Source organism: Methylotenera sp. 1P/1, from assembly GCF_000384355.1.
In the GTDB taxonomy this organism is placed as follows: domain Bacteria; phylum Pseudomonadota; class Gammaproteobacteria; order Burkholderiales; family Methylophilaceae; genus Methylophilus.
The window spans coordinates 1598527-1623681 of the sequence record NZ_ARWC01000001.1; the positions used below are offsets into that span (position 1 = coordinate 1598527).

General features: G+C 46.1%; 36 protein-coding genes. 5 read left to right on the forward strand and 31 right to left on the reverse strand.

What is annotated here, in order from left to right:
- Positions 1 to 62 precede the first annotated feature (62 nt).
- Positions 63 to 506: a GatB/YqeY domain-containing protein gene (locus A3Q3_RS0107555; protein ID WP_020182978.1), complete on the reverse strand. Its 444-nt coding sequence runs from the start codon at positions 504 to 506 to the stop codon at positions 63 to 65.
- 9 nt (positions 507 to 515) lie between these two features.
- A complete protein-coding gene (gene rpsU / locus A3Q3_RS0107560) occupies positions 516 to 728 on the reverse strand; it encodes a 30S ribosomal protein S21 (protein ID WP_020167545.1) in 213 nt (70 codons plus the stop codon).
- Between the two features lie 173 nt (positions 729 to 901).
- Between rpsU and tsaD the strand changes: the two genes are divergently transcribed.
- Positions 902 to 1963: a tRNA (adenosine(37)-N6)-threonylcarbamoyltransferase complex transferase subunit TsaD gene (gene tsaD / locus A3Q3_RS0107565; protein WP_020182979.1), complete on the forward strand. Its 1062-nt coding sequence runs from the start codon at positions 902 to 904 to the stop codon at positions 1961 to 1963.
- 3 nt (positions 1964 to 1966) lie between these two features.
- Here tsaD and plsY read toward each other — a convergent pair whose 3' ends face one another.
- Positions 1967 to 2575 carry a glycerol-3-phosphate 1-O-acyltransferase PlsY gene (gene plsY, locus A3Q3_RS0107570; RefSeq protein ID WP_025224986.1) on the reverse strand — a complete coding sequence of 203 codons (609 nt, stop codon included), beginning with the start codon at positions 2573 to 2575 and terminating at the stop codon, positions 1967 to 1969.
- A gap of 67 nt (positions 2576 to 2642) precedes the next feature.
- On the opposite strand from plsY, the gene folB reads away from it, so the two are divergent.
- Together folB and A3Q3_RS13765 are read left to right on the forward strand one after the other, a co-directional pair.
- A complete protein-coding gene (folB, locus tag A3Q3_RS0107575; RefSeq protein WP_020182981.1) occupies positions 2643 to 3005 on the forward strand; it encodes a dihydroneopterin aldolase in 363 nt (120 codons plus the stop codon).
- Between the two features lie 175 nt (positions 3006 to 3180).
- Positions 3181 to 4500: a bifunctional diguanylate cyclase/phosphodiesterase gene (locus A3Q3_RS13765; RefSeq protein ID WP_157355075.1), complete on the forward strand. Its 1320-nt coding sequence runs from the start codon at positions 3181 to 3183 to the stop codon at positions 4498 to 4500.
- 75 nt (positions 4501 to 4575) lie between these two features.
- Here the strand turns inward: A3Q3_RS13765 and xerD are convergent, their stop codons facing one another.
- From xerD to A3Q3_RS0107700, 24 genes are all read right to left on the reverse strand, one after another.
- Positions 4576 to 5472, reverse strand: coding sequence for a site-specific tyrosine recombinase XerD (gene xerD / locus A3Q3_RS0107585; protein WP_020182983.1), 897 nt, complete (start codon positions 5470 to 5472; stop codon positions 4576 to 4578).
- An 11-nt stretch (positions 5473 to 5483) separates the two neighbouring features.
- A complete protein-coding gene (locus A3Q3_RS0107590) occupies positions 5484 to 6005 on the reverse strand; it encodes a methylated-DNA--[protein]-cysteine S-methyltransferase (RefSeq protein ID WP_020182984.1) in 522 nt (173 codons plus the stop codon).
- Positions 6006 to 6100: 95 nt separating this feature from the next.
- On the reverse strand, positions 6101 to 6487 hold the full coding sequence (gene rplS, locus A3Q3_RS0107595) for a 50S ribosomal protein L19 (protein ID WP_020182985.1): 387 nt from the start codon (positions 6485 to 6487) through the stop codon (positions 6101 to 6103).
- Positions 6488 to 6503: 16 nt separating this feature from the next.
- Positions 6504 to 7262, reverse strand: coding sequence for a tRNA (guanosine(37)-N1)-methyltransferase TrmD (trmD, locus tag A3Q3_RS0107600; RefSeq protein WP_026361822.1), 759 nt, complete (start codon positions 7260 to 7262; stop codon positions 6504 to 6506).
- Between the two features lie 27 nt (positions 7263 to 7289).
- Complete coding sequence (rimM, locus tag A3Q3_RS0107605; protein WP_020182987.1) at positions 7290 to 7793, reverse strand: ribosome maturation factor RimM; 504 nt, start codon at positions 7791 to 7793, stop codon at positions 7290 to 7292.
- Positions 7794 to 7849: 56 nt separating this feature from the next.
- Positions 7850 to 8314: a 30S ribosomal protein S16 gene (gene rpsP, locus A3Q3_RS0107610; protein ID WP_020182988.1), complete on the reverse strand. Its 465-nt coding sequence runs from the start codon at positions 8312 to 8314 to the stop codon at positions 7850 to 7852.
- A gap of 115 nt (positions 8315 to 8429) precedes the next feature.
- Complete coding sequence (locus A3Q3_RS0107615; protein ID WP_020182989.1) at positions 8430 to 9056, reverse strand: helix-turn-helix transcriptional regulator; 627 nt, start codon at positions 9054 to 9056, stop codon at positions 8430 to 8432.
- Positions 9057 to 9241: 185 nt separating this feature from the next.
- The gene (gene queC, locus A3Q3_RS0107620; protein WP_020182990.1) at positions 9242 to 9931 is read right to left on the reverse strand and encodes a 7-cyano-7-deazaguanine synthase QueC; all 690 of its coding nucleotides are present in this window, start codon (positions 9929 to 9931) and stop codon (positions 9242 to 9244) included.
- Complete coding sequence (queE, locus tag A3Q3_RS0107625; protein ID WP_020182991.1) at positions 9928 to 10566, reverse strand: 7-carboxy-7-deazaguanine synthase QueE; 639 nt, start codon at positions 10564 to 10566, stop codon at positions 9928 to 9930. Before queE ends, queC begins: the two co-directional genes overlap by 4 nt.
- Before the next feature lie 101 nt (positions 10567 to 10667).
- Positions 10668 to 11477 (reverse strand): YbgF trimerization domain-containing protein, encoded by an 810-nt coding sequence (locus tag A3Q3_RS0107630; protein WP_020182992.1) that lies wholly within the window; start codon positions 11475 to 11477, stop codon positions 10668 to 10670.
- Position 11478: 1 nt separating this feature from the next.
- Positions 11479 to 12033, reverse strand: a complete 555-nt coding sequence (pal, locus tag A3Q3_RS0107635) for a peptidoglycan-associated lipoprotein Pal (protein ID WP_020182993.1) — start codon at positions 12031 to 12033, stop codon at positions 11479 to 11481.
- A gap of 59 nt (positions 12034 to 12092) precedes the next feature.
- Positions 12093 to 13388 carry a Tol-Pal system beta propeller repeat protein TolB gene (gene tolB, locus A3Q3_RS0107640; RefSeq protein WP_020182994.1) on the reverse strand — a complete coding sequence of 432 codons (1296 nt, stop codon included), beginning with the start codon at positions 13386 to 13388 and terminating at the stop codon, positions 12093 to 12095.
- A gap of 123 nt (positions 13389 to 13511) precedes the next feature.
- A complete protein-coding gene (locus tag A3Q3_RS0107645) occupies positions 13512 to 14330 on the reverse strand; it encodes an energy transducer TonB (RefSeq protein ID WP_020182995.1) in 819 nt (272 codons plus the stop codon).
- Positions 14331 to 14355: 25 nt separating this feature from the next.
- Positions 14356 to 14748 carry a biopolymer transporter ExbD gene (locus tag A3Q3_RS0107650; RefSeq protein ID WP_025224994.1) on the reverse strand — a complete coding sequence of 131 codons (393 nt, stop codon included), beginning with the start codon at positions 14746 to 14748 and terminating at the stop codon, positions 14356 to 14358.
- Between the two features lie 148 nt (positions 14749 to 14896).
- A complete protein-coding gene (gene tolQ / locus A3Q3_RS0107655; RefSeq protein WP_020182997.1) occupies positions 14897 to 15571 on the reverse strand; it encodes a protein TolQ in 675 nt (224 codons plus the stop codon).
- Positions 15568 to 15996 carry a tol-pal system-associated acyl-CoA thioesterase gene (ybgC, locus tag A3Q3_RS0107660; protein ID WP_020182998.1) on the reverse strand — a complete coding sequence of 143 codons (429 nt, stop codon included), beginning with the start codon at positions 15994 to 15996 and terminating at the stop codon, positions 15568 to 15570. The genes tolQ and ybgC overlap by 4 nt, the downstream gene beginning before the upstream one ends.
- Positions 15984 to 17021: a Holliday junction branch migration DNA helicase RuvB gene (gene ruvB, locus A3Q3_RS0107665; RefSeq protein WP_020182999.1), complete on the reverse strand. Its 1038-nt coding sequence runs from the start codon at positions 17019 to 17021 to the stop codon at positions 15984 to 15986. Before ruvB ends, ybgC begins: the two co-directional genes overlap by 13 nt.
- A complete protein-coding gene (locus A3Q3_RS0107670; RefSeq protein ID WP_020183000.1) occupies positions 17008 to 17889 on the reverse strand; it encodes a DUF4349 domain-containing protein in 882 nt (293 codons plus the stop codon). The genes ruvB and A3Q3_RS0107670 overlap by 14 nt, the downstream gene beginning before the upstream one ends.
- A 9-nt stretch (positions 17890 to 17898) precedes the next feature.
- Positions 17899 to 18474, reverse strand: a complete 576-nt coding sequence (ruvA, locus tag A3Q3_RS0107675) for a Holliday junction branch migration protein RuvA (protein ID WP_020183001.1) — start codon at positions 18472 to 18474, stop codon at positions 17899 to 17901.
- Positions 18471 to 19034, reverse strand: a complete 564-nt coding sequence (gene ruvC / locus A3Q3_RS0107680; RefSeq protein WP_020183002.1) for a crossover junction endodeoxyribonuclease RuvC — start codon at positions 19032 to 19034, stop codon at positions 18471 to 18473. The genes ruvA and ruvC overlap by 4 nt, the downstream gene beginning before the upstream one ends.
- A 9-nt stretch (positions 19035 to 19043) precedes the next feature.
- Complete coding sequence (locus tag A3Q3_RS0107685; protein ID WP_020183003.1) at positions 19044 to 19769, reverse strand: YebC/PmpR family DNA-binding transcriptional regulator; 726 nt, start codon at positions 19767 to 19769, stop codon at positions 19044 to 19046.
- A 78-nt stretch (positions 19770 to 19847) separates the two neighbouring features.
- Positions 19848 to 20768, reverse strand: coding sequence for a DMT family transporter (locus tag A3Q3_RS0107690; protein WP_020183004.1), 921 nt, complete (start codon positions 20766 to 20768; stop codon positions 19848 to 19850).
- A gap of 36 nt (positions 20769 to 20804) precedes the next feature.
- Complete coding sequence (locus A3Q3_RS0107695) at positions 20805 to 21182, reverse strand: DUF4440 domain-containing protein (protein WP_020183005.1); 378 nt, start codon at positions 21180 to 21182, stop codon at positions 20805 to 20807.
- Between the two features lie 38 nt (positions 21183 to 21220).
- A complete protein-coding gene (locus tag A3Q3_RS0107700; RefSeq protein WP_026361825.1) occupies positions 21221 to 21724 on the reverse strand; it encodes a MarR family winged helix-turn-helix transcriptional regulator in 504 nt (167 codons plus the stop codon).
- 121 nt (positions 21725 to 21845) lie between these two features.
- On the opposite strand from A3Q3_RS0107700, the gene A3Q3_RS0107705 reads away from it, so the two are divergent.
- Positions 21846 to 22280 carry a CBS domain-containing protein gene (locus tag A3Q3_RS0107705; RefSeq protein WP_020183007.1) on the forward strand — a complete coding sequence of 145 codons (435 nt, stop codon included), beginning with the start codon at positions 21846 to 21848 and terminating at the stop codon, positions 22278 to 22280.
- A gap of 151 nt (positions 22281 to 22431) precedes the next feature.
- On the forward strand, positions 22432 to 22503 hold the full coding sequence (gene pqqA / locus A3Q3_RS14310) for a pyrroloquinoline quinone precursor peptide PqqA (RefSeq protein ID WP_019899917.1): 72 nt from the start codon (positions 22432 to 22434) through the stop codon (positions 22501 to 22503).
- A gap of 66 nt (positions 22504 to 22569) precedes the next feature.
- On the opposite strand, the gene A3Q3_RS0107710 is transcribed toward pqqA, so the two are convergent.
- The 4 genes from A3Q3_RS0107710 to A3Q3_RS0107725 form a co-directional block, all read right to left on the reverse strand.
- The gene (locus A3Q3_RS0107710; RefSeq protein ID WP_020183008.1) at positions 22570 to 22989 is read right to left on the reverse strand and encodes a secondary thiamine-phosphate synthase enzyme YjbQ; all 420 of its coding nucleotides are present in this window, start codon (positions 22987 to 22989) and stop codon (positions 22570 to 22572) included.
- A 100-nt stretch (positions 22990 to 23089) separates the two neighbouring features.
- Positions 23090 to 23893: a quinoprotein dehydrogenase-associated SoxYZ-like carrier gene (locus A3Q3_RS0107715; RefSeq protein WP_020183009.1), complete on the reverse strand. Its 804-nt coding sequence runs from the start codon at positions 23891 to 23893 to the stop codon at positions 23090 to 23092.
- Positions 23894 to 24040: 147 nt separating this feature from the next.
- Positions 24041 to 24472: a VOC family protein gene (locus A3Q3_RS0107720; protein WP_020183010.1), complete on the reverse strand. Its 432-nt coding sequence runs from the start codon at positions 24470 to 24472 to the stop codon at positions 24041 to 24043.
- A gap of 68 nt (positions 24473 to 24540) precedes the next feature.
- A complete protein-coding gene (locus A3Q3_RS0107725; protein ID WP_026361826.1) occupies positions 24541 to 25068 on the reverse strand; it encodes an adenine phosphoribosyltransferase in 528 nt (175 codons plus the stop codon).
- Positions 25069 to 25155 lie beyond the last annotated feature (87 nt).

Consider the following 25155-nt stretch of genomic DNA (forward strand, 5'->3'; position numbering starts at 1 on the left):
TAAAAAAAGGAGCTGTACGCTCCTTTTGTCATTGCTGCATGTATTGCGGAAGACGGGATATCTTAACTTAAACGCGCTTTGATCAGCCCAGAAACCTTACCCATATCAGCTACTCCGGCAACCAGTGGTTTTACCAAAGTCACCACCTTACCCATATCTTTAGCGCCAGAAGCACCAGTATCGGCAATCACCTGCGTGATAATTTGGTTCACTTCATCGTCCGTTAGCTGTTTTGGCATATAGGTTTGAAGTACGGTGACTTCAAATTTTTCCACGTCCGCCAAGTCAGTACGATTCGCTGATTCATATGCAGTGATTGAATCACGACGCTGTTTCAGCATCTTTTCAATCACCGTAATCACCGCAGCGTCGTCCAACTCAATACGCTCGTCGACCTCACGCTGTTTAATCGCGGCTTGCAACAACCTAATTGCACCCAAGCGCGCCGTATCTTTAGCACGCATGGCATTTTTCATGTCCTCAGATATCTGAGCTTTTAATGACATGAAAAACCCTTAGTATAATTTGGCTGGAAGCGTTTGATTGCGTAAACGACGGTATTGACGTTTTACAGCAGCCGCAGCTTTGCGTTTACGTTCCCAAGTTGGTTTTTCGTAAAATTCGCGGGCGCGCAAGTCGTTCAATAAACCTGTTTTTTCAATCAAGCGTTTGAAACGACGCAATGCTACGTCAAATGGCTCGTTCTCTTTAACACGTACACTAGACATTAAATCACTATCCTTAAAATGTGTTGCTCTCAACTGCAAGCTAAACCTTGTTTAGAATGCAACATTAAATGCGATGCTCATTGATGCAGCATCGAAAACCGCGTATTCTAGCGCGTTCATTTGCTTTAATCAATCATTTATTTGTATCAATTGGATATGTTAGTACTTAAAACATGCTAGTGCTTGGCTTTGAATCTTCATGCGATGAAACTGGCATCGCGCTTTACGACACGCATCAAGGCTTGCTCGCCCATGCACTGCATTCTCAAGTAGAAATGCATGCAGAATACGGCGGTGTAGTGCCAGAACTCGCCTCGCGCGATCATATCCGCCGCGTATTACCACTAACTAAACGCGTGCTGGCCGATGCCAATAAAACGCTTGCCGATATTGACGGCATTGCTTATACACAAGGACCAGGCCTAGCCGGAGCTTTGTTGGTCGGCACAAGCGTGGCGCAATCTATTGCCTATACACTCAAGGTTCCCAGCATTGGCGTGCATCATCTAGAAGGGCATTTGCTCGCCCCCTTATTAGAAGACAACCCGCCTGCATTTCCATTTGTTGCATTATTGGTGTCGGGTGGACATAGTCAACTCATGCGCGTAGATGGCATTGGCCAATACCAGCTGCTGGGCGACACCCTAGATGATGCAGCAGGTGAAGCCTTTGATAAAACGGCCAAACTATTAGGATTGGGCTACCCAGGCGGCCCAGCATTGGCCAAGCTGGCAATGCAAGGCAAAGCGCGTTTTAAGTTGCCACGCCCCATGCTGAATAGTGGTGACTTGAATTTTAGCTTTAGCGGATTAAAAACAGCTGTACTTACGCTCGTGAATCAACAAGCCTCCAGTCAAACGCAACACAGCAACCAACAAAGCATGGCCGAGTCGCTCGATTTGGCCACAAAGGCTGACATTGCATGGGAGTTTCAAGAAGCCGTGACTGAGATTCTCACCACCAAATGCATGGCCGCATTGCGGGAAACCGGGCTAGACAACTTAATTGTGTCGGGCGGAGTGGGCGCTAACGCACGTTTGCGTGAGCGCTTAAACTTAGCCACCAAACGTAAGTTATGCAAAGTCAGTTACCCACGCTTAGAATTTTGCACAGACAATGGCGCCATGATTGCATTTGCAGGCGCCAAGCGTTTGGAAGCCATGCAAAATCACTCGCAAGACTATAGCTTTAGCATCAAAGCACGATGGGATTTGGCTGAGCTAGTGAAACCTTAACGCTTATTTTTTAAAGCTAGACTCTGTACCCGCCAGCAATTTTTGAATATTGCTCTTATGGCGAATCACCAAGAAAATTGCCATCACCAACACCACCCCCACATAGACTGGGTAGGGCGAAAGAAAATACCATGCCAGAAAAGGTGATGCGATGGCGGCGAGCAATGCAGCCAACGAAGAAATACGAGACACCGCAAACACCAGCACCCACACCAGTACAGACGACAATGCCAACCAACCGGAAATCCCCAGCATCACGCCCAGCGCAGTGGCCACACCTTTACCGCCTTTAAACTTGTGATACACCGGGTACAAATGCCCTAGAAATACCGCCAAAGCTACCGCAGCCACCACCCACATCAACATATTCGCTTGCAATGCCATCCATACCGGAAACCAGCCTTTAAATGCATCGCCAAGCAAGGTTAAAATTGCTGCTGACTTTTTACCGCTACGCGCTACATTGGTAGCGCCAATATTGCCGCTACCCACCGTACGCGGATCGGGCAGACCATATACCTTGCTCACAATAATTCCAAAAGAAATTGAGCCGATTAAATAGGCTGCTACGACCCAAATCACCGACTCCACATTAATTCCTAGCTCATTCATCATAAGATGCTCTAAAATCCGATAACCACATTCTAAACCATCGCAAATCACGTAGAAACTTAAATTTATGGACACCATCTTTTTAGAGCAGGTTAAAGTACAAACCAAACTGGGTGTACCAGAGTGGGAGCGCATGGTGCCACAAACCATTATTTTGGATATTGAAATCGGCTACGACTTGAGTAAATCCTGCCAAAGCGATGCGATTGAAGACACCATTGATTACGGGCAAGTGGTGAGCCGGATTCGCGAGACGCTCGCAGCACACAGCTTTCAATTGGTAGAAGCATTGGCCGAACATGTATGTCAGCTGATTTTAAAAGAATTTCAAGCAGCAAGTGTGAAAGTGAAAGTGGCTAAACCTAGCGTATTGTCTGGGCTAAAAGCATTAGGTGTGGTGATTGAGCGAACAAACTCAGTTAAACCATAAAGAAACTTGCAATATCTACATTGACTCAAATCAAAATCTATTTTTTAGACGCTATTAATTTGCATAGTCGCTGCACGTAAATGATGTCCATTTTTTGATTTTTTACAAAAAATTATAGTTTTATGCTCAAGTAAATGTTATGAATCACTCTTCATTTTCATACATGAAGATAGTCATGGCGATTGAGAGCAATCCGCTGATAAAGCATCAAGATAAGCTGACTTATCTATTAATTATTGCCTCCATCGTAATCACTGTGGTTGCTATTGCTTGGACGATATTCTTTATTAGCATTCGAGACTGGTTAAGTGTTGGTGTAGAGTCCATCCTCATCGCACTCGGATGTATCGGATACAACTCCGCCAAGCGTAACAATACCAAAGTAATAGCGCACATATTGTTTCCCCTATTATTTATCGTGATGTGTATTGTCTGTATATTTTTTGATGTTCCCAATACTGCGGTTCCAAGGTCCAATCATCACTACTTCCTGCCCATGGTCTTATACGCTTATGTGCTATATCAGGATGAACATCCCTACTTAAAAATAGCCGCTCCTGCGCTAATATCTCTCGCCTTTTTGATGTTTGCCTCTACACATACCGGCATCAACCTATCCGGCATGACAAACGATCATCGATTAGTAGGTGTGTGGATCACCAATAGTGTTGCACTTATGATGCTGTTTCTAGTAGCGCTGATTATGCAATCCGACTTTAAAGTACGCCATACACTTGAGCTAGAACTAAGTAAAGCATTGCTAAAAAATGAAATTGAACTCTATTTTCAGCCTCAAGTAGACGAACGTGGTAGAACATTGGGGGCTGAAGCCTTAGCTAGATGGCAGCATCCTACCTTTGGCACAATAGAGCCTGACGTATTTATTCCATTAGCTGAAAAATCTGAGCTGATCTTACATTTGGGTAAGTACGTATTAGCATCTGCGTGCCATCAACTGACCCTCTGGGCACAAAACGAGGCAACCGCACAGTTAACACTCTCGGTCAACATAAGCGTCAAGCAGTTCCAAAGTACTGAGTTTGTACCGCACATTATCACGCTCCTTAATGAAGCAAAGGTGAATGCGCATAAATTACAACTGGAGATCACAGAAAGTATTTTTGCACATGATTTAGAAACTATTCAGGTAAAAATGACGCAGCTAAAATCCTATGGCATCAAATTCTCACTAGATGATTTTGGTACCGGCTATTCTAGCCTTGCGTATGTGAAAAAACTGCCGCTAGATGAATTGAAAATTGACAAATCTTTTATCAAAGAAGTATTGACCAGCGTAAATGATGCTTCTATCACCAAAATGATTATCTCGTTAGCACATGAATTACACATTGCCATTATTGCAGAAGGTGTGGAAACACCCGAGCAGCAACAGTTTTTGATCAACAATGGCTGCCTCAATTTTCAAGGCTACTTATATAGCCGCCCCCTGCCCATAGCTGAGTTTAATGCATTTGCATTAGTCAACAACCAATAACCAACAACCCCAGCCATACTTTCAATACCCATAAGATGCCTATATAGCTGATATGGCTGGGCATCATTATGCTAATCAGCCTCTAGGATGATGCACCGAATGTAACTGCTTCAAGCGCTCTCTCGCTACATGCGTATAAATCTGTGTGGTAGAAATATCCGAATGCCCCAATAACATCTGCACCACCCGCAAATCCGCACCATGGTTTAATAAATGCGTTGCAAACGCATGGCGTAATACGTGTGGAGAAATATGCTTAGCAATACCCGCCAGCGCTGCGTACCGTTTAATAATGTGCCAAAAAGCTTGGCGCGTCATGCCTTCTGCACGGCTAGTCACAAACATGGCATCACATAAGCGCTTTTGCAACAACTCTGGCCGCGCATAGCGCATATAGCGGTCTATCCAATCGGCTGCCTCAGCACCCATCGGCACCAAGCGCGTTTTACTGCCTTTGCCGGTGACGCGCACAATGCCATCTTGCGTGCTGACTTCTGCAACTGTCACCCCCACCAACTCTGAAACGCGCAAACCGCTGGCATAAAGCAATTCAAGCATGGCGCGATCACGCAAGCCCAAAGGCTGCGACACATCAGGTGCTTTTAGCAGATCTTCCACCTCCTGCTCATTAAGGCTTTTGGGCAAACTACGTGGCAGCTTGGGAGATTCAAGATGAAGGGTTGGGTCCTCTTTAAGGAGTTGCTCACGCAATGCGTAGCGATAGAACCGACGCAAACTGGCGACCAAGCGACTAATACTACGTGCTTTTGAAAGCGGAAAACGCACTGCCAAATATTGCTGAATATCGGCGTTAGTCACTGCCAACATATCGATACTTTGTTTGGATGCACACCAATTGGCAAAAGCCGTCAAATCAGCACGGTAGCTATCCAGCGTGTTCTTAGATAAGCCATCTTCAAGCCAGAGATGGTCAATAAAATTATCCAAATACTGTTGATGTTGAGTGTGCACCACACACCCTATCAGGCAAATTGACGCTGCGTCTTTAATGCGCCTTTGTAATTGATGGCACCTTCGTGCCGAAGCAGCCATTTTTTGACTTTAAGCCCATGGTCCATTCCCCGCATAAAGCCACCCAAACCAGTTTTGGCTACTACGCGATGGCAAGGCACCACCAAGGGCAAATGATTTGCGCCACAGGCATTGGCGACTGCACGTGGCCCGGAGCCCAACTGCTCTGCCAGCTCACCATAGGTACGGGTTTGACCGCTAGGAATTGCGCTGATCATGCCCCAGACTTTACGCTGAAATGGCGTGCCCTTAAACACCAATGGCAAATTGAAGTTGGCGTTGGGGTTATCCAGATACGCTTCTATTTGCAAGGCTATTTGAATTGCAATTTTTGAAGGCTCTGCTTTAACGCTGGCTGATTCATTTAAAAAATCGATATTGACTTGCATACCGTGAGAATAAATACCGATAGAGCCAAAAGGGGCGGTGACTACCAAATCATATTCTTTTAGTAATTTTGATTGTTTTTGCATTGTAATAATTTAACTTAATCAATTACTTTAATGCAAATAAAAAAAGCCTTGAAACTAAAAAGTTTCAAGGCTTTTAATTGATACTCACAAAAAGATTAACTTTCTGCTGTAATCTCTTTCTCACGCGCTACTAATTTCTCTTTAATACGTGCAGATTTACCTGAACGCTCACGCAAGTAGTACAACTTAGCACGGCGTACATCACCACGGCGTTTTAGCTCGATAGATGCAATCAATGGTGAGTAAGTTTGGAATGTACGCTCAACACCTTCGCCAGAAGAGATTTTACGCACGATGAATGATGAGTTTAAGCCTTTGTTGCGTTTTGCAATCACAACGCCTTCATAAGCCTGTACACGTTTACGTGTACCTTCAACTACGTTTACACCGACTACCACTGTATCGCCAGGGGCGAAATCAGGAATCGTTTTGTTTAAACGAGCAATTTCTTCTTGCTCTAACATTTTAATAATGTCTGCCACTTGTAGCTCCTTTTAATTATGAAGATGCTTGTTCCTGCTCACTATCTATTGCTTGTAGCAGCCGTGCTTCTTCTTTCGTCAACGACCTTGCGGCCAATAAATCCGGGCGTTTAGCCCTTGTTAGCAATAACGATTGTGCTAATCGCCATTCTCTAATCTTTGCATGATTACCTGACATTAATACTTCAGGCACGGTTAAACCTTCATACTGCTCTGGCCGTGTGTAATGCGGAAAATCCAGCAAGCCATTTACAAACGAATCTTCCACGGCTGAATCCGCATCGCCCAATGCACCTGGCAATTGCCGAATCACTGCATCCAACAACACCATAGCGGGCAACTCACCACCACTTAACACATAATCACCGATGGAGATTTCTTCATCCACCTGCGTATCCAGCAAACGCTGATCTACACCTTCATAACGACTTGCCAGTATCACCAAACCCTTAAGCCGGCTCAACTGCATGACTTTTTCATGCATCAACGGCTTGCCTCTGGGCGACATGTGCACCACATGTGGCTGCACACCATTCGCGGCTAACCGCTGCTTAGCCGCGGCAATCGCTTTGGCTAACGGCTCTGCTAACATCACCATACCGGGTCCACCGCCATAGGGCCGGTCATCTACCGTTTTGTGATTATCCGAGGTAAATTCTCTAGGATTCGTCACTTGTATTTGATACAACGCACGGCTTAACGCACGTGAGGTAATGCCATGCTGCGTCAACGCATTGAACATCTCGGGAAACAAACTAATTACTTCTACTTGCATGGCTTGTTTCAACCTAGTCAATGATGTTTAAAAATCTGCGTCCCAATCGACCAACATCGTTTTTGCTACAACATCTACCGCGATGACCACTTGGTCAATAAAAGGAATCAAGCGCTCAATATTGCCGTTTTCTTTTCCAGTTTTAACAACGAGCACATCATTCGCGCCCGTTTCAAACACATCTGTCACATAACCAAAATCAATATCCTGTTGGTTTTTGACTGCCAGTCCAATCAAGTCAGACCAGTAATATTCATTGTCATCAGGCACTGGCAGCGCATCTCGCGGCACTGCCACTTGCAAACCTTTACAAGCAAATGCCTGATCTCTATCGTCAACACCAGCTAACTTAACGACCAATACATCATTATGAATTTTTGCTTGCTCAACAACGACTTCACGCCAATTGTCCTGCTTGCCAATCCACCACGCGTCATAGTCAAAGAGACCATCCAAGACTTCTGTATCGGGTAGCACTTTAAGCCAACCATAAACGCCATAGGGCGCAACTATGCGCCCCATCACCACCATACTACTCAACGTGTACTCTCATCAGCATTCCCTCGACTATTAACGAGGGAGTGACATTATTCAGCGTCAGCAGCTGGCGCTTCTTCAACAGCCGGTGCAGCTGCTGCGGCCGCTTCAGCTGCGGCTTTTTCAGCTTCTGCCGCTGCTTTGGCATCAGCCTCTGCTTTAGCTGCATCTGCTGCTGCTTTGATTTTAGCCGCTTCTGCTTCTACTGCTTTTACCTTAGCTGCTTCTAATTTAGCAGCATCTTTAGCTTTAGCAGCAATCATTGCCTCTGGACCTTTAGCGTGGAATTTCACCAAGCGAGCCACTGTATCTGACAATTGCGCACCATTGCTTGTCCAATGATTTACGCGTGCTTCATCAATACGCAAACCTTCAGCGCTTGCACGTGCTGATGGATTGTAAAAACCTACGCGCTCGATAAAGCGACCATCACGGCGATTGCGTGAATCGGCTACAACCACATTGTAGAAAGGGTTCTTTTTAGAGCCACCACGTGATAAACGAATAACGACCATAATCTTGTTCTCTATAAAATTAATTCTGTGCAGAAAGGCGCGGATTATACGTTATTTAGTAGATAGGTTGCAAGTAATTTATTTTACTTTGCATATAACAGTAAATGACCGATCTTTAACGATTTCTGCGGTATTCCAACGCCAGACTAACTAGCTCGTGCTGTTTATGTACGCCCATTTTTTTGTAAATATTTTTCATGTATTGGCGTACCGTTTCAATCCCGATCCCCATCAGCTCGGCTACGTCCTTTAAGTCGCGGCCTTCGCTCAGCAAGGACACACACTGCACCTCTCTGGGCGACAGCCGATACTCGTCTTTCAAACGATCCGCCCAGAACTCTTGATTCAGGTTTAAATCTTTAATCAAAATCAAGACATGATGCCCATGTCTGCGCTCTTGATCATTCTTACTCATCTTGCTAATGGTTAAGCTAATGGGGCGCACATAATCATTGCGATGCACATACACGTTAAATACGTTGCAAGCACCTTGCTCTTTAATTGCAGCGTCTACCGCATCTTGCAAGCGCTTATTATCTGCCGCCAAATCGGCCACCAGCTGACTGTCTTTGAGTTTAAGGCCGCGATCTGCAGCCAAGATAGATTCTGCAGCTTTTGACGAAAACACCACTTCACCTCGGCTAGAAACGATAAGCATGGCCTGCCCAAGCTGCTCAAGCCCCTGCTCTAACAGTTTTGCCTGCCACAGCTGCTGGTTCGCACTTTCAAGAGTTGCTGACATATCGCATCAATACTTTCTATCGTTTGTCTGGTGATTGATTTTTATGATGATTGCCGATAATGATGATATCCCAATGACAGAGGATAAGCACGCAACGCACTGAATCTCTGCTATCGACAACAGTTGCGAATTATTCATCAATCCCACCACAGACAATATCCCCCAAATAAGGGAGGCATTACGGCTTACGGGTTTAGATATATAGTAGGGTCAGCCAAACCAGCACCTTCAAAGCCTGCGCTGCGCAAGCGACAAGAGTCGCACTGCCCACAGGCGCGCCCTAGCGCATCCGCCTGATAACAGGACACAGTGATGCCGTAGTCCACACCTAACGAGGTTCCCAACGCGATGATTTGTGACTTAGTTAAATCAATTAGTGGCGCATGGATGGTGATGCGATGACCCTCCACCGCACTTTTGGTCGCCAGATTGGCCATGGCTTGAAACGCATGCACATATTCGCCGCGACAATCTGGGTAGCCGGAATAATCCAATGCATTCACGCCAATAAAAATGTCTTGAGACTGCAACACTTCAGCCCACGCTAAGGCCAACGACAACATAATGGTGTTGCGGGCAGGTACATAGGTGACTGGAATGCCTTCCGTCGGTGTCTGCGGCACATCGATGCTATTGTCGGTGAGCGCTGAGCCACCAAACAAACTTAAATCCAGTTGCGCCGTTTTGTGACTACATGCACCCAGTGCCTGTGCTACGCGGTTAGCGGCATTGAGCTCGGCAATATGGCGCTGATGATAGTCTAAACTGAGGCAATAACACTCAAAGCCTTGAGATTTAGCAATGGCCAAACATGTGGCAGAGTCCAATCCGCCGGACAATAGCACTACTGCTTTTTTGGTCGAGTTCTGCATCATACACCCGGTTTCTCGCCCCATAGTACTTTGTGCAGTTGCACTTGCATACGCACGGGCAGATGATCTTCTAACACCCAACCTGCCAACTCTGTTGCCGCTAACTCATGGTAGCTAGGAGAAAATAGAATTGGGCACTTTTCGTTTAACTTTAACTCTTGTACCTTTTGCTTGGCCCAATCGTAATCGGCGCGGTTGCACAGCACAAACTTGACTTCATCCGCAGCTTTTAAATAGGCTAAATTGCCCCAGCGATTATTTTCAGACTCATTGGATGCTGGTGTTTTGATATCTAAAATAACAGAAACACGTGGATCCACCACTGAAATATCCATCGCACCGCCCGTTTCGATGGAGACGCTGTAGCCTGCATCACATAAAGCCTGCAGCAAATCTCGACACTCTTTCTGCGCAAGCGGCTCACCCCCGGTAACCGTCACATAGTGCGCGCCGTAACTCGCCACCTGCTGCATAATATCGGCAATTTCCATATTGCTGCCACCGTTAAAAGCATAGGCAGTATCGCAATAGGTGCAGCGCATAGGACAACCAGTCAACCGCACAAATACAGTGGGTAAGCCGATGCGAGAAGTTTCGCCTTGCAAGGAGTGGAAAATTTCGTATATTTTTAATGCCATGACTATGAGACGCCGGAAATAATAATGCCAACTGTGAAGTTGGCATTATTTTACCGCAAAAAAGTACTTTTAAATGAAGGTTTTAGCTACAGCCATATAGACTACTTCAACGCCTCTAATGCTTTTAAGCGTTTTTGCGCTGTTGGCGTCACATCCGCATTCGGATGCTTAGCAATCAGGTCCTTTAACGTTTTTTTGGCATTCGTCACCTGACCCAGCTGAATTTGGCTATTGGCTACGTTGTACATTGCATCTGCCACTTTAGGGTGGTCTGCATGGCCATCAATCAGCTTCTGCTGCGTTGCGATAGATGACTTGTAGTTTTTAAGCGCAAATTGCGCATAACCCATGCCATATAGCGCATCCGGCACTAGCTTGCTTGTAGGATAGTCTTTTAAAAACGCATCATAAGCTGCAAACGCTTCTTTATGCTTACCTGCTTTTGCCAGTGCATCGGCTTCAGCATAAGGTTTAGCATCTTTATCTTCTACCACTTGTACTGGTGCTGGCTCAGGCTGTGAAGCCTGTACCGGGCCAGCTTCGATTCTACGCAGACGCGTGTCTGTATCTGCGTATAAATCTTTTTGACGCTGCTGAGCGGCTTCCAGATTATGTGAAGCCAGCTCCAAATCACCTCTCAGTTGTGCAACCTCTTGCTTCAAGAACTCGATTTGGTTTTGCATATCTGCCAAACCTTGGCCTTGAATCACAGCCTCAATAGCCGCCAAACGCTTTTCAATGGCGGCTTGTGATTTTTTAAGCTCAGCAATCCCTGCCTGGCTTTTAGCTTCTACATCTAGAATTTTCTTGCGAGCCTCAGTGTCATCAAACAAAGCTGCATGACTTGCTAGAGAAACCCCTAGCAAGCCAGTTGCCAATGCAGTGGCTAAGATGCGATGCATCCATTGCATCTTACTCACCTTGGTATACAACATCTACGCGACGATTTTGTTGGAAGCAATCTTCATCAGCACAATTCACGTTAGCTTTTTCTTCGCCATAGCTCACTGTTTCGATTTGTGTGTCTTGTACGCCTAATAGGTTCAAAGCTTTTTTCACAGATACTGAACGACGTTGGCCTAAAGACAAGTTGTATTCACGTGTACCACGTTCATCCGTATTGCCTTGTAAAATTACTTTGGCATCTTGATGTGATTTCAAATACTGTGCGTGCGCTTCAACAATCGGTCTGAACTCTGCTTTGACAGCATCACTATTGTAATCAAAGTAGATATTGCGTTTTGACAAGATATTGTTTGGATCACGTAATGGATTATTAGCATCATTATTCGCGTTGCCATCGATATTGACTTCTTTAATGCCATTTGCATCTGAATCATTACCAGTTGGCGCCGTTGTATTTGCACCTGAGCTCTTATCTTCTACTTTGGCTGGCGTCACTGGTGCACTTTTACACGCTACCAAAAATACTGCCATTGCTACGGTCATCCATAATTTGTTATTCATCTTTATTTCTCCTCTTTGTGTTGTTAACGATTATTTCAAAAAACTTAAATTGATCAAACTTATTTTGCAAGGGGCGCCCATGCTGGCTCTCTGACATCCCCAGTAGATTCACTTAGGCGCTGGCGCACTTTTCCATCTGAAGAAACTGCAGCCAACGTACCCCTTCCACGCACTTTGGTGGCATATAAAATCACGCGACCATTGGGTGAAAAGCTTGGCGACTCGTCTTGCGCACCTTCACTCAGCAACTGCACTTGTCCTGAGCTTAAATCTTGTAACGCTACTTTAAACCTACCACCGTCGTTGCGAATATACGCCAAATAACGGCCATCCGGGGAAAAATGCGGGCTGAGATTGTATGCGCCGTCGAAGGTAACACGGGTTGCATCGCCACCACCACTAGCCACTTTGTAGATTTGTGGTTTACCGCCACGGTCCGAGCTAAAGTATATAAACTTACCATCTGGCGAGAACGCAGGCTCGGTATCAATTGCATTGCTTTTGGTCACCTGTCTTAAATCACCACCATCGGCATCTATGGTATAAATTTGTGAGTTTGCGCCATACGTCAGCACAATTGCCAGCCTACTGCCGTCAGGCGACCATGCGGGCGCACTGTTATTACCCTTATAGTTCGCAATAATTTTACGGTCACCTGTGGTAAGTGATTGTACATAGACAATCGGTTTTTTCTTTTCAAATGACACATAAGCCATTTTGGTGCCATCTGGTGACCAAGCTGGAGAAATAATTGGCTCATTTGAAGACACCACATTTTGTGCGTTATAGCCATCGGCATCAGACACTTGTAGCGTATAACGCTTGCCTATCTTATTGATATAAGCAATACGGCTGCCAAACACGCCACGCTCGCCAGTTAACTTCTCATAAATCGCATCGGCAATTTTATGCGCCGTTGCTCTGATTTGCGTAGGGGCAATTTGATAATCCATGCCAATCAACTGATTTTGCTTGAGTACATCCATCAATTGAAATGTCACTTTAAGACGACCACCGCCCAGACTCTCTACATGTCCCACCGTCATCGCTTGTGCTTGCAAGGCATTCCACTCTGCATATTTGATTTGTGAAGCGGCTGTGGGCAAATTGGCCATGCCGCGCGTATCTAACACACGAAACAAACCACTGCGCTTCAAATCCGCTGCGATAATTTCATGAAGACTGTCTTTGGAAGGAATACCCGCCGGCTCTGCAAATGGCAAAATCGCCACCGGGATTTGCTGCGCACCACCCCCGCTGATTTCGATTTCTAATGCTGCATTTGCTTGAAGACTTGTAAAGACGCTGGCGACTAAAAAAACCAGCCCGAGCATGTGTTTATTGAATACTGTCATGGCTAATTGGCTACAACTTATTTAAAAAGTTCCGTCAAATTTTAATGCAATTTAGTTTTGATAGGCTTTTAATTACACTTTGTTACAACTGTTACATTTAAGAAACATGCCGCAAGCAGGGAATTATTCGCCATTGGGCTTGAATTTAAGCTTCAAATTTCTAAACTGCGCCTTGGCCGCAGTATCCTCTGGCAGCGGGAACGGTTCGGAAGCGATAATCGCCCGCTCTACCGCTTCATCACAAGTGGCATTACCGCTTGACTTCACTAGCTTGGGTGTCCCCGATAGCTCGCCCGTAGGCAGCACACCAATATCAAATCGCAACTCCGGATTGCCATCACCACACAACGTTTTATTAACGTTGCCGCGAATTTTGGCTTTGATTTTCTCGGTGTATTCACCAATCACACTGGGGCTGACACTGCTGGCTTGCTGTGCAGCAGAAGGCTTATCGTCTCGCATTAAGGCTTGCAAGTCTTTTAGTTTTTTTTGTTCGGTCTGTTCCGCAGTTTTTTCCTGACGCAACTCTTCTTCACGCATCTCTTTCTTCAGTTTCTCAATCTCAGCTTTTTTCTTCTCTTCTTTCTTTTCTTCTAAGAGCTTTTTCTGTTCGGCTGCTTTTTTCTTTTGCTCCAACTCTATATCCACTTTGGGTGGCTGAGGCTCTGGCTTCTCTTGTACAGGCTCAGGTTTGGGTTCAGGCTTGGGTTCTGGTTTTGGCACTTCCTGCACAATAGGTTTGGGTGGCTCTTTAATTTCTACCGGCTTAGGTACACTCTTGTTTGGCAACTGCTCCCAAAGCTCTACCTCAGTGATGTTCATAGGCGGATGCGCAGCTTTCCAGTTAATGGACAGCACCATGGCCACAAACAGCACGCCGTGCACGGCAAATGCCAGCAGGCCTGCTTTCCATGAAACATCGCTTTCGTGCTTTCTAATCATGTGCGTACTTTGCCAATCCTATCCATCACGTTGCTGGCTTGAACAACAAACCTACTTTTTCCACCTTGGCTTGTTTGAGCAAGTCCATAATGGCAATCACTTTGCCGTAAGGTGTTTTTTCGTCCGCCGCTACGACTACGGCACGTGGTGATTTTTGTAATTGCTGCTTGATTTCCACCAGCAATGCATCGCGCTCTAATCGTCTGCCTTCCACTTCGGCACCGCCATCTTTTCGTACTGTGACAATAATCGGCGCGCCTGTTTGTTTGAGTGATTGGCCTACTTTAGGCAACTCTACAACGCCAGGATTCGTCATGGGCGCAGTGACCATAAAGATGACCAATAGCACCAAGGTGACGTCAATATAGGGCACCACATTGATTTGGTTCATCATCCGACGTTTACGGGTTCTGCTCATGGCAACTCCTCTTTATTCCATCAATTAAAGATTGTGCGAAAGGATGCTAGCGTTAGGCGTGCGCTGCACAAAAACCGCAGACAGTACATGAAGTACGGCAAGGTTTTGATCACAGCGCACAACAACGCGATACATGCTTGCAGCCAATCTAAATTCTGCGTTGCAGAATATTGGTAAACTCTTCCATAAAGCTTTCATAGCGTACCGATAAACGATCGACGCTAGAAGCAAAACGGTTGTAAGCAATCACTGCCGGAATCGCAGCAAACAAGCCAATGGCTGTCGCCACCAGCGCTTCTGCAATACCCGGTGCCACTTGGCTCAATGTCGCTTGCGCCACGTTGGACAAGCCACGGAACGCATTCATGATGCCCCACACCGTGCCGAACAAACCAATGTAAGGGCTCACTGACCCAACCGAAGCCAAGAAGGGCAAATGCGCATCCAAGTTGTCCAGCTCGCGGTTGTACGCTGCGCGCATGGCACGGCGGGTACCTTCCATCACATCGCTCACTTCCATGCGGCCTTGTTGTTTATGACGCACAAACTCCTTAAACCCAGCCTCAAAAATACTGGCCATGCCTTGCGATTTACGACGCCCTGTACTCAAGCCATCGTATAGTTTATTTAAATCACCACCAGACCAAAATGACGCTTCAAATTGCTCTGCATCCTTAGACGCATTTTTAATGGTGAATACTTTGATGAAGATGTACCACCACGAAAATAATGAGGTGATGAGCAAAATAATCATGACAATTTGCACAGGCAAACTTGCGCCTGAGACCAAAGAAAAAAACGACATGTCATTGGCTACATTCATTGTGACTCCATGCTTTGTTTAATAGGGGCAGGTATGCCCATCGGTTTAAAAGTAGTTGCATTGACACAAGCAATTTTGACGTCAGCTTCAATCAAAATATTTTGTGCATGTGTTTCTGGGTGGGGCTTGAGTATAGTTTGACGACATTCAAAACTACCACGCCCTAATACCAGCAATTGATTGCTGACGATTAACGCATCATCGAATCTTGCCGGTTTTTTAAATTGAATTTGCATACTATGCACTACAAATAAGATATTTAAATCATCTCTTAAGTGTGTTTGATGAAAACCCAAATGCCGTAACCATTCGGTACGTGCACGCTCCATAAAGTTCAAATACTGGCTGTGATACACCACGCCACCAGCATCGGTATCTTCATAGTAAACGCGTACCGGCCAATTGAATATACTTATTGCTGCCAAAGCTCTCCACTCGCTAAATTGGTTGGTACAGGTAGGCCAAAATGCTGATAGGCTAGGCTGGTCGCTACGCGTCCACGTGGTGTACGCATGAGATACCCTTGTTGAATTAAATAGGGCTCCAGCACATCTTCGATAGTGTCGCGCTCTTCGCCAATCGCTGCAGCCAAATTATCCAACCCCACCGGGCCGCCGCCAAACTTTTCTAGCACCGCCTGCAACAGCTTTCTGTCCATCACATCAAAGCCCAGCTTATCTACATCCAGCATTTTCAATGCCGCATCTGCAATATCACTGGTCACAATACCATCGGATTTTACTTGCGCGTAGTCGCGTACGCGACGCAACAAACGATTAGCAATACGCGGTGTGCCTCGTGAGCGGCGTGCAATTTCAAAGGCACCGGCTTCTTGCATGTTCACCGCTAACAAATTGGCGGAACGATGCACGATTTTCGCGAGTTCTTCATTGGTGTAAAACTCTAGCCGCGCCACAATACCAAAACGATCACGCAAAGGATTGGTCAACATACCTGCTCTCGTGGTTGCACCAACTAAAGTAAACGGCGGCAAATCCAAGCGCACACTGCGTGCAGCTGGGCCTTCACCAATCATAATATCCAAACGATAGTCTTCCATCGCCGGATATAAAATCTCTTCTACCACCGGGCTTAAGCGATGAATCTCATCAATAAACAGCACATCGTTGGGCTCAAGATTCGTCAGTAACGCTGCTAAATCGCCTGCCCGCTCTAGCACCGGGCCTGACGTTTGCCGCATGTTCACGCCCATCTCTTTAGCAATAATATGGGCAAGCGTGGTTTTACCCAAGCCTGGCGGACCAAACAATAATACGTGGTCTAAAGGCTCACTGCGACCACGTGCCGCGTTGATAAAAATCTCTAACTGGCCACGCGCTTTTTCTTGCCCCACATACTCGTCCAGCACCTTGGGGCGCAAGGCGCGCTCTAAGGCTTCTTCTTGCGGACTCGCTGTATCTGGGGCGATGAGGCGATCAGTTTCTATCATTGCGCAGTAGCTTTACTTTCACTTTTTTCCACAACTTCACAATCAGCAACAATAATGGAATCCCAATAATCAACCAAGGCAGTGCGCTCATCACAAAGGTAATCAATGCCGCCAAGCTCTCCATCATGACACGCCCGGCATCTTTTAATGCGCGCGCTACTGGAGAGAAAAATCCTTGTTCTGTAATGCCTTGCTTGGCAGAAAAATCAATATTCACCGCCACTAAATCCGTTTCCAAACTTAGCACTTTGCGGATACTCATGATGCTATCCAACTGGCTTTGCGTATTCGCCAGCTCGCGCTCCACGTCAATAATATCTTTAAATTTGGCGGATTTGTCACCGAGCATTTGGCGCAAACGGTCGCGCAATTCCGTGAGGTTTTTAATGCGCGCATCGGCATCCACCACTTGATTGGTTTTATCTTCCGCATCGCGTGCATGTTGAATAATGTCACCACTTTTTTCCAAACCACTCAAAAACACTTCGACATTCCGTGGTGGTAAACGCACGCTCAATGAAGCAGATGGCGGATTGTAAGGCGTTTCTTTATTAAAATTGGCGCTCAGTACTTGGCAACTCAAGGCTTCGCAATGCTTCAATGCAGCATCAAACCCTGCTTGCAACGTATTCGCGGGCAGCTCCACATTCAAATGATGACGCAACGCGATGTATTTTCTTGCTTGTTGTTGCCCGGCTGTCGGTTCGCTCAACTCCGTCATGCTTTGCTCAGCGCCGCCTAGCACGTTATCTGCCGCCATTTTGGCCATAGGTGCTGCTGCACGCGCCATATCGGGCTCGCTCGCAGCCCGCTCTTGTCCACAGGCCACCAGCAACACGCTACATATCAATATCCATATTGTTTTCATCGATATCCTTTATTTGGAAAGGCTTTTCAGCGCTTGTTTGATACCATCCGTTACGGTCACTTCTTTATCCAGCAGTTTGACGGCGGCCGACGCTTCGCGTTCATTGTAGCCTAAAGCCACCAATGCATTGAGTACATCATGCGCAGCAGACTTAGGTTGCGCTTGTATGGTGACCGATCCAATGACATTAAACTTATCTTTCAGCTCAAGTAGCAAGCGCTCGGCCGTTTTTTTACCAATCCCAGGAATACGTGTGAGCATCCCCACCTCTTGCTGACTTACTGCGGTCACTAGATCATCGATACTCACGCCACTTAAAATTGACAAAGCGGACTTTGCCCCAATGCCGTTGACTTTAAGCAGTTGTTTGAACGTATTTTTCTCTTGCTCACTGCCAAATCCGTATAACAATTGTGCGTCTTCGCGCACCACAAAATGGGTGAGCAATTGTACCTTTTGCCCTAGCTCAGGCAGGTTGTAAAAAGTGCTCATGGGCACTTCCACCTCATAGCCTACGCCTTGGCAATCCACAATCACGAAAGGTGGCGATTTTTCAATCAATATCCCGCTTAGTCTTGCAATCATACCAACCTTCCATTTTTTACTCTAAAGCCTGCCGTGGCTAATTTACCTAAGCCTTGACCACCATGCGCATGACAAATCGCACAGGCCAACGCATCGGCGGAATCAGGGCTGGGTGTGGCAGGTAAATTTAACAATCGTTTCACCATTTCTTGCACTTGCTCTTTTTGCGCATGGCCATTACCCACCACCGATTGCTTGACCTGCAACGCAGTATATTCTGCCACGATTAGATTTCGGATAACCGCAGCGCTGATGGCAGCACCACGCGCCTGCCCTAATAACAAAGTAGACTGTGGATTGACATTGACGAAGACTTTTTCAACGGCGACTTGGGTAGGCTGATAAGTATCAATCACCTCAAACAACCCCTCTAAAATAACCTTTAAACGGGCAGGCAGCTCCTCACGGTCATCCTCACCTTCCACTGGATTCTTTTTGGCCGAAGCTGTTTTAATGACACCACTAGTGACGTAGCTGAGTTTATTATCTTGCGACTCTATCACCCCAAAACCAGTGATGCGCAGGCCGGGGTCAATGCCTAATATTCGAATGGAATTCAATTGGCCGTTTTATTCTTCAATAATCGCCGTCGTGTACACGTCTTGTACGTCGTCTAAATCTTCCAGCATATCCAATATTTTTTGCATTTTAGCAGCGTCATCACCCGTGAATACAGTTTCCATCGTAGGTTTCATGGTGACTTCTGCCATGGCAGGTTTCAAGCCTGCGGCTTCTAACGCTTCTTTTACTGTCAAAAAGTCCGCCGGTGGGGTAATCACTTCGATACTGCCATCTTCATCGGTAACAATATCTTCTGCCCCTGCTTCTAAAGCGACTTCCATCACGGCATCTTCGCTTACGCCAGGTTCGAACACGAGTTGACCACAGTGTTTAAATAGAAAAGCCACGCTACCATCAGTGCCTAAATTGCCACCATGTTTGGTGAGTGCGTGACGTACATCCATCACGGCACGTTGTTTGTTGTCGGTTAAGCAGTCGATAATAATGGCCGCGCCATTGATGCCATAGCCTTCGTAACGAATCTCTTCGTAATTCACGCCTTCTAACTCACCCGTGCCTTTTTTAATGGCGCGCGTGATGTTGTCGGAAGGCATGTTCTCTTCTTTGGCTTCTGCCACCGCGGCACGTAGGCGCGGATTCATGGCGGTATCGCCTCCGCCCAGACGAGCAGAGACGGTAATTTCTTTGATAAGTTTGGTGAAAATTTTACCGCGTTTGGCGTCTTGACGTCCCTTGCGGTGTTGAATGTTTGCCCATTTACTGTGACCTGCCATGCTCTATTTCCTCGGATAGCTAACTTATCCCAGTATTTTATCATAGGCTTGCGCATGCCTCAGTGTTTGGCAAAATCTCTAAAGCTCTTGCCCTTCGGCGCAATCGACTGGCTTATGTTTACGCATGGTGATCACAGATATTTGCACCAATGCCAGAGAAATGAGCAGCATACCGATCAGCTCATAGCTATTCGGCACTTCGTTTAGCTGTATCCATGCTGCAATCACACCAATGACTGGTGCGAGCATACTCGTCATACTAGCCACGCCAGCTGGCAATATTTGTAATGCATATAGCCATAACAGCCATGCCAAGGCGCCACTTAAAAATACATTAAACAGCACTGAGCCAATCAAATAACCAGTCCATTGAATAGGTGCCGCCGGTACCAAAAACGCGATCAACACCATGGGGATAGACCCCAACAACATTGGCCAGGCAGTTAAATTGAGTAAGTCCAACTCCGGGCTACGACGATGTAGTTTTTTTGAAATAATTGCAGATAACGCCCACGATACCCCTGAGAAAATGGCCAAAAACATACTGAAGCCATCGGCTTTGATATGCAGTGGATCAAAAATCAGCACCATGCCAAACACCGCTGAAATGACGGCTAACCACTGCCAACCTTGTACTTTTTCACCCAACATGGGCCAAGCAAATAGCATCACCCAAAACGGCATGGTATAGGTGAGCACTGCGGTTTTTCCAGCGCCGCCTTCTACCAATGCCCACAGCAGCACACCGGTAAAGCCCACCGTTTGCAATAGGCCTAGCACCAGCATGGTGGGGAACTCTTTCAATCCCATCGGACGTTTGGTTAAATAGATCACGACAAATAGCACAATGGCCCCAAAAAACGTACGCATGGCAGCAAATTGAAAAGGCCCCGCATATTGCAAGGCGCTCTTCATCACTACCCAGTTGTAACCCCAAATTAAGGTGAGCACAATCAGTGCAATCATGGCGCTGATATTTTGTTTGGTGCTATTCTCCATTGAATGTCCAATCATTAAGTACTACAACATGTCCGGTTAATTCCAGATGTGGGTCACTGCTTTCCAACCACCATCACTTTGCTTGCGGTATACCAAATGCACATTGCCGCCAAATGTTTGTTTAGTGCCATCTGCATTGAACATTGCCGCCGCCCAATTACCACGTTGATACGCAAGGTTTCCATCGGCAACCGCTTCTGTCAGTGTCAGCTGATGTTCAACGACCCCTGCCTGAATCAGCCCGTCAAAAAATACTTGAATCGCCTGCGCACCATTCACTGGTGCACCGGCTGGCGCTGGCATCACTGTTGCATTGACATCATAAAGCCTGCCGATTTCAGCTGCGTTTTTGGCATTAAACGCTTGATCAAATTGCGCATTGATAGCTTGAATTTCTGCTTGAATAGTTTGCATTATGTTTCCTTTACTTTCATTGAGTTAGAACGGTTCATTTAAATCAGTGCTGGAATCCCCAGTTGGATCAAGCCTAATATATTGTTTAATTCTTCACGCTTAGTGGCATCTAGCCCCTGCATGCATTGCCTCAACCGGCGATAGTAATCCGGCATCACCACGTCTAGTTTGGCTTGGCCTGCATCGGTTAATCGAATAATCACACTGCGTCGGTCTGCCTTATCGAACACCCTGACCACCAAACCGCCTTGTTCTAAGCTATCAATCAGGCCAGTCATTGTGGCGCGTGTGACACCCGTTTTCTCAGCCAAGATGGAGGGCGTGGACGATACGTTTTCTTCTCGCATCAACAAAATAAGCACCCACCAGCGCCCTTGCAATAAATCATGTTTGCTTAGGCAGGCATCTAATGCCAACGATAGTTCGGTAGCCACCCGCAGCAGATTTAAAAAGCTGGCAATCGCTGTCACATCCGCATCCGGATAGCGCTCGGCGAATTTTTCCAAGACTTCTGGGGTAGGGAGATCTCTAAGTTGCAGCATGATTAGCATCATTATAGTTAGCTTCCTAACTATGTCAAGTGCAATATTTTTAAGGGTGGGATATTGGCTAAAATTTTTATCGGAGTATATTTAAATGTGCGCACTCGCTGGGGGAGACATCATGAAAACACTCAAACAAATTTTGAATGAAAAAAAGCATCAAGAAGTGATTAGCATTGCGCCGAACCGCCCGGTATTTGATGCATTGGTGATTTTGGCAGAATACAAAATTGGTGCACTCGCCGTCATAGATGAAGGTCAATTGGTCGGCATTTTCTCGGAACGTGATTACGCACGTGAAGTGGTGCTCAAAGGCCGCTCCTCCAGAACTACACTGATTAACGAGGTGATGACCGCCAAAGTCATTTCTGCCAGCCCGCAAGACTTAGTGGACAGTGCCATGCAAACGATGAGCGATAGACGCATTCGCCACTTGCCGATTGTGGAAAACGGTACGATTTTGGGCATGCTGTCGGTAGGAGACTTGTTGAAGGAAACCATTGCTTACCAACAAGGCCTGATCGAACAATTGGAAAATTATATTCAAGGTAATTAGGTGGATACGGCTGTATCCTTAGCCAGTGCTCATGATTTACATGATAGCTTTATCATGAATGGCGTCTGTTTGGCAGCATACGAACGCTGCATAATGCTTCTCACGGACATGCATTTGCAGCCGTGAATGTTAATCAAATAAGGAGACTATTATGTGGACAGCACCAGCAGCTACTGAAATGCGTTTTGGCTTTGAAGTCACTATGTACGTAATGAACAAATAATTTTGTTCATACTAAAAAAGGGAGCATTGCTCCCTTTTTTATTGGCATATTTGTAATAAAACTTAACTACTCACCAATGATTTTAATCAATACGCGCTTGTTACGCCTGCCGTCAAACTCACCATAAAAAATCTGCTCCCACGGTCCAAAATCTAACTTACCTTCAGTCACCGCAACCATGACTTCACGCCCCATGATTTGGCGCTTGATATGCGCATCTGCGTTATCCTCACCGGTGTCGTTATGGCGATAACCACTAACCGGCTCATGCGGCGCAAGTTTCTCTAGCCACACCTTGTAATCGTGGTGCAAGCCGCGCTCGTCGTCATTAATAAATACACTGGCAGAAATATGCATGGCATTAATCAAGGCTAAGCCTTCTTTGATGCCACTTTCTCGCAAACAGGCTTCTACATCAGCCGTAATATTTTTAAAATCCATGCGTGCTGGAATATTAAACCATAGCTCCTTACGATAACTTTTCATTTTTCATCTCCTCCAAAGTTTTATTTATTCTAGCACTCAACACCATAAAAAAAGGCCTCCGTAGAGGCCTGAATGACACGTTTGTATCACCCTTTTTATCCTACCCTTTAACATCGATGGCTTGAGAAAACACCTTACCTTCATTATCAGTCGCCACCACTTCTAACTTGCCAGGCGCATCTGGCGTAAATTTAAATTTCATATAGGGATTCTCACTAGTGCCCACACCTACATCCACCGTCATCACTGGTTTACCATTGTAAGTAAATGCGGTTTTATTGATATAAAAGGCAGGCACAAAACCTTGTGATACTAAGTCGCGCTGCAAACCAGTACGCATCACATGGCGAATATTAAACACCGCTTGGTTGGGACTACCAAACTGCACAGGGCTTTCTACGTTCATTTTGATTTTACCGGCTTCTGCGCGTACAGCAGCTTCGTCATTGTCCACAGTGCCACCACATCCACCAGCTGCACGAATCTCACGCTTGGCCATATACAACTTACCATCTGCCGTCTCACCCACTAAGCGGACATACGAATCAGTTTCCATACGGATGCGCGTTTCCATGATGAAGTTACCCAACAGATCGGTGAGGTGATAGGTCGAAGCTAATTGAATTGGGTTTGCATCCACTAACACGTAGATTTTCTTAATATCCACGCCATTGGCAGCCGCTTTGTCGTAGCTAAATGTCACTGGCACTTGCGCACCACTTTCGGCGCGGCGCGGCGCTTCTATCTTAATAAAATCGACTTCTTGAATATCGCGTTTGGCAAAGAACGCCTCTTTTACCACAGACCATAATTTAGGATCCGCTTCAGCATGCGCAATGCCCATCATACCGCCTAGCATACTGGCAGATATTGCTGTCACAATCCATAATCGATTTAGCTTCATATACACTACCCCTATTTCACTCTTGTCTATGTTCTTATGCTGTAACGTATCTTAAAAACTGCCCAAATATTATGTTAGATAACGTGATGCTATTTTAGTTTATCGCCACATGAAGTATGTGACCGGCATCACACTGCGGCCTACACATTACACAGGTGCGTTAGGATCACCGGACGGACGCATCACATAGTTAGGATCAGCATACTCCTCAAAGTTTAACTCCACACCATTACCTGCCGGGTCTTTCAAGTTGATTTGCTTGGTACCGCTGGCGAGCGTTCTGCTGGTATAAGGCACATTGTGTGCTGTTAAATGCGCTTCCATTGCTGGCATATCGGTGCAAGTAAATGACACATGGTCATAAGTGCCATGCACATGTAGTGCTGGCGCCGTTGGCGTTTTATATTCAGCCAGATGCACCACGTCATTATTACCAACACACAGCCAGTAACCATAAGTAGTACTGGCGACGCGCTTGCCTACCGTAAGCCCGATAATGTCACAGTAAAAGTCTTTTAACTTGCGCATGGTCTCGCGGTCAGAGCGAAAATTCACATGGTTGATTTCGGTCACTGGCATATTCTTATCCGATGATGATTAAAGTACTGCGAAAGTGCTGCATAAGCCCAGCAGTATAGTATAAACAATTACTCGCCTTCAAATTGACATAGCGCAAATGTTGGTAAGCCCAAGTGCTGCAATCGTTGCATACCACCTAAATCAGGTAAATCGATCACGAATGCGCATCCAGCAATGATGCCCCCCAACTGATCGATTAAACTGACTGCGGCCATGGCAGTGCCACCTGTCGCAATCAAATCATCCACTAGCAACACCTGTTCACCCTGTGTGATGGCATCTTGATGTATTTCCATCACATCAGTGCCATACTCCAGCGCATATTCCTGCTGAAAGGTTTGTGCAGGCAACTTGCCTGATTTTCTAATCGGCACAAACCCTACACCCAACTTGTAAGCCACCGCGGCACCAATCACAAAACCACGCGCTTCTATCCCAACAATTTTATCAATTTTTTGATGAGCATAATGCCCTGCAAGGCCATCTACCAACAGCTGCAAACCCGTTGGGTCTTTCAGCAGGGTAGTAATGTCGCGAAACATGATGCCCTGTTTAGGGTAATGTGGGATAGTGCGGATTAATGACTTGAGATGCATGAGCAGTCTACAAACGCGTCACTTTGCAAAGAAAAACGCGCTGCGTCGGGAAGACACAAGCGCGAATACATGACCAACTAATACAAC

Coding starts and splice junctions, on each gene's coding strand:
- A3Q3_RS0107555 (WP_020182978.1), bottom strand. CDS start 506: ATGTCATTAAAAGCTCAGATATCTGAGGACATGAAAAATGCCATGCGT.
- rpsU (WP_020167545.1), bottom strand. CDS start 728: ATGTCTAGTGTACGTGTTAAAGAGAACGAGCCATTTGACGTAGCATTG.
- tsaD (WP_020182979.1), top strand. CDS start 902: ATGCTAGTGCTTGGCTTTGAATCTTCATGCGATGAAACTGGCATCGCG.
- plsY (WP_025224986.1), bottom strand. CDS start 2,575: ATGAATGAGCTAGGAATTAATGTGGAGTCGGTGATTTGGGTCGTAGCA.
- folB (WP_020182981.1), top strand. CDS start 2,643: ATGGACACCATCTTTTTAGAGCAGGTTAAAGTACAAACCAAACTGGGT.
- A3Q3_RS13765 (WP_157355075.1), top strand. CDS start 3,181: ATGGCGATTGAGAGCAATCCGCTGATAAAGCATCAAGATAAGCTGACT.
- A3Q3_RS0107590 (WP_020182984.1), bottom strand. CDS start 6,005: ATGCAAAAACAATCAAAATTACTAAAAGAATATGATTTGGTAGTCACC.
- trmD (WP_026361822.1), bottom strand. CDS start 7,262: ATGCAAGTAGAAGTAATTAGTTTGTTTCCCGAGATGTTCAATGCGTTG.
- rimM (WP_020182987.1), bottom strand. CDS start 7,793: ATGGTGGTGATGGGGCGCATAGTTGCGCCCTATGGCGTTTATGGTTGG.
- rpsP (WP_020182988.1), bottom strand. CDS start 8,314: ATGGTCGTTATTCGTTTATCACGTGGTGGCTCTAAAAAGAACCCTTTC.
- A3Q3_RS0107615 (WP_020182989.1), bottom strand. CDS start 9,056: ATGTCAGCAACTCTTGAAAGTGCGAACCAGCAGCTGTGGCAGGCAAAA.
- queC (WP_020182990.1), bottom strand. CDS start 9,931: ATGATGCAGAACTCGACCAAAAAAGCAGTAGTGCTATTGTCCGGCGGA.
- queE (WP_020182991.1), bottom strand. CDS start 10,566: ATGGCATTAAAAATATACGAAATTTTCCACTCCTTGCAAGGCGAAACT.
- A3Q3_RS0107630 (WP_020182992.1), bottom strand. CDS start 11,477: ATGCAATGGATGCATCGCATCTTAGCCACTGCATTGGCAACTGGCTTG.
- pal (WP_020182993.1), bottom strand. CDS start 12,033: ATGAATAACAAATTATGGATGACCGTAGCAATGGCAGTATTTTTGGTA.
- tolB (WP_020182994.1), bottom strand. CDS start 13,388: ATGACAGTATTCAATAAACACATGCTCGGGCTGGTTTTTTTAGTCGCC.
- A3Q3_RS0107645 (WP_020182995.1), bottom strand. CDS start 14,330: ATGATTAGAAAGCACGAAAGCGATGTTTCATGGAAAGCAGGCCTGCTG.
- A3Q3_RS0107650 (WP_025224994.1), bottom strand. CDS start 14,748: ATGAGCAGAACCCGTAAACGTCGGATGATGAACCAAATCAATGTGGTG.
- tolQ (WP_020182997.1), bottom strand. CDS start 15,571: ATGAATGTAGCCAATGACATGTCGTTTTTTTCTTTGGTCTCAGGCGCA.
- ruvB (WP_020182999.1), bottom strand. CDS start 17,021: ATGATAGAAACTGATCGCCTCATCGCCCCAGATACAGCGAGTCCGCAA.
- A3Q3_RS0107670 (WP_020183000.1), bottom strand. CDS start 17,889: ATGAAAACAATATGGATATTGATATGTAGCGTGTTGCTGGTGGCCTGT.
- ruvA (WP_020183001.1), bottom strand. CDS start 18,474: ATGATTGCAAGACTAAGCGGGATATTGATTGAAAAATCGCCACCTTTC.
- A3Q3_RS0107685 (WP_020183003.1), bottom strand. CDS start 19,769: ATGGCAGGTCACAGTAAATGGGCAAACATTCAACACCGCAAGGGACGT.
- A3Q3_RS0107690 (WP_020183004.1), bottom strand. CDS start 20,768: ATGGAGAATAGCACCAAACAAAATATCAGCGCCATGATTGCACTGATT.
- A3Q3_RS0107695 (WP_020183005.1), bottom strand. CDS start 21,182: ATGCAAACTATTCAAGCAGAAATTCAAGCTATCAATGCGCAATTTGAT.
- A3Q3_RS0107700 (WP_026361825.1), bottom strand. CDS start 21,724: ATGCTGCAACTTAGAGATCTCCCTACCCCAGAAGTCTTGGAAAAATTC.
- A3Q3_RS0107705 (WP_020183007.1), top strand. CDS start 21,846: ATGAAAACACTCAAACAAATTTTGAATGAAAAAAAGCATCAAGAAGTG.
- A3Q3_RS0107710 (WP_020183008.1), bottom strand. CDS start 22,989: ATGAAAAGTTATCGTAAGGAGCTATGGTTTAATATTCCAGCACGCATG.
- A3Q3_RS0107715 (WP_020183009.1), bottom strand. CDS start 23,893: ATGAAGCTAAATCGATTATGGATTGTGACAGCAATATCTGCCAGTATG.
- A3Q3_RS0107720 (WP_020183010.1), bottom strand. CDS start 24,472: ATGCCAGTGACCGAAATCAACCATGTGAATTTTCGCTCTGACCGCGAG.
- A3Q3_RS0107725 (WP_026361826.1), bottom strand. CDS start 25,068: ATGCATCTCAAGTCATTAATCCGCACTATCCCACATTACCCTAAACAG.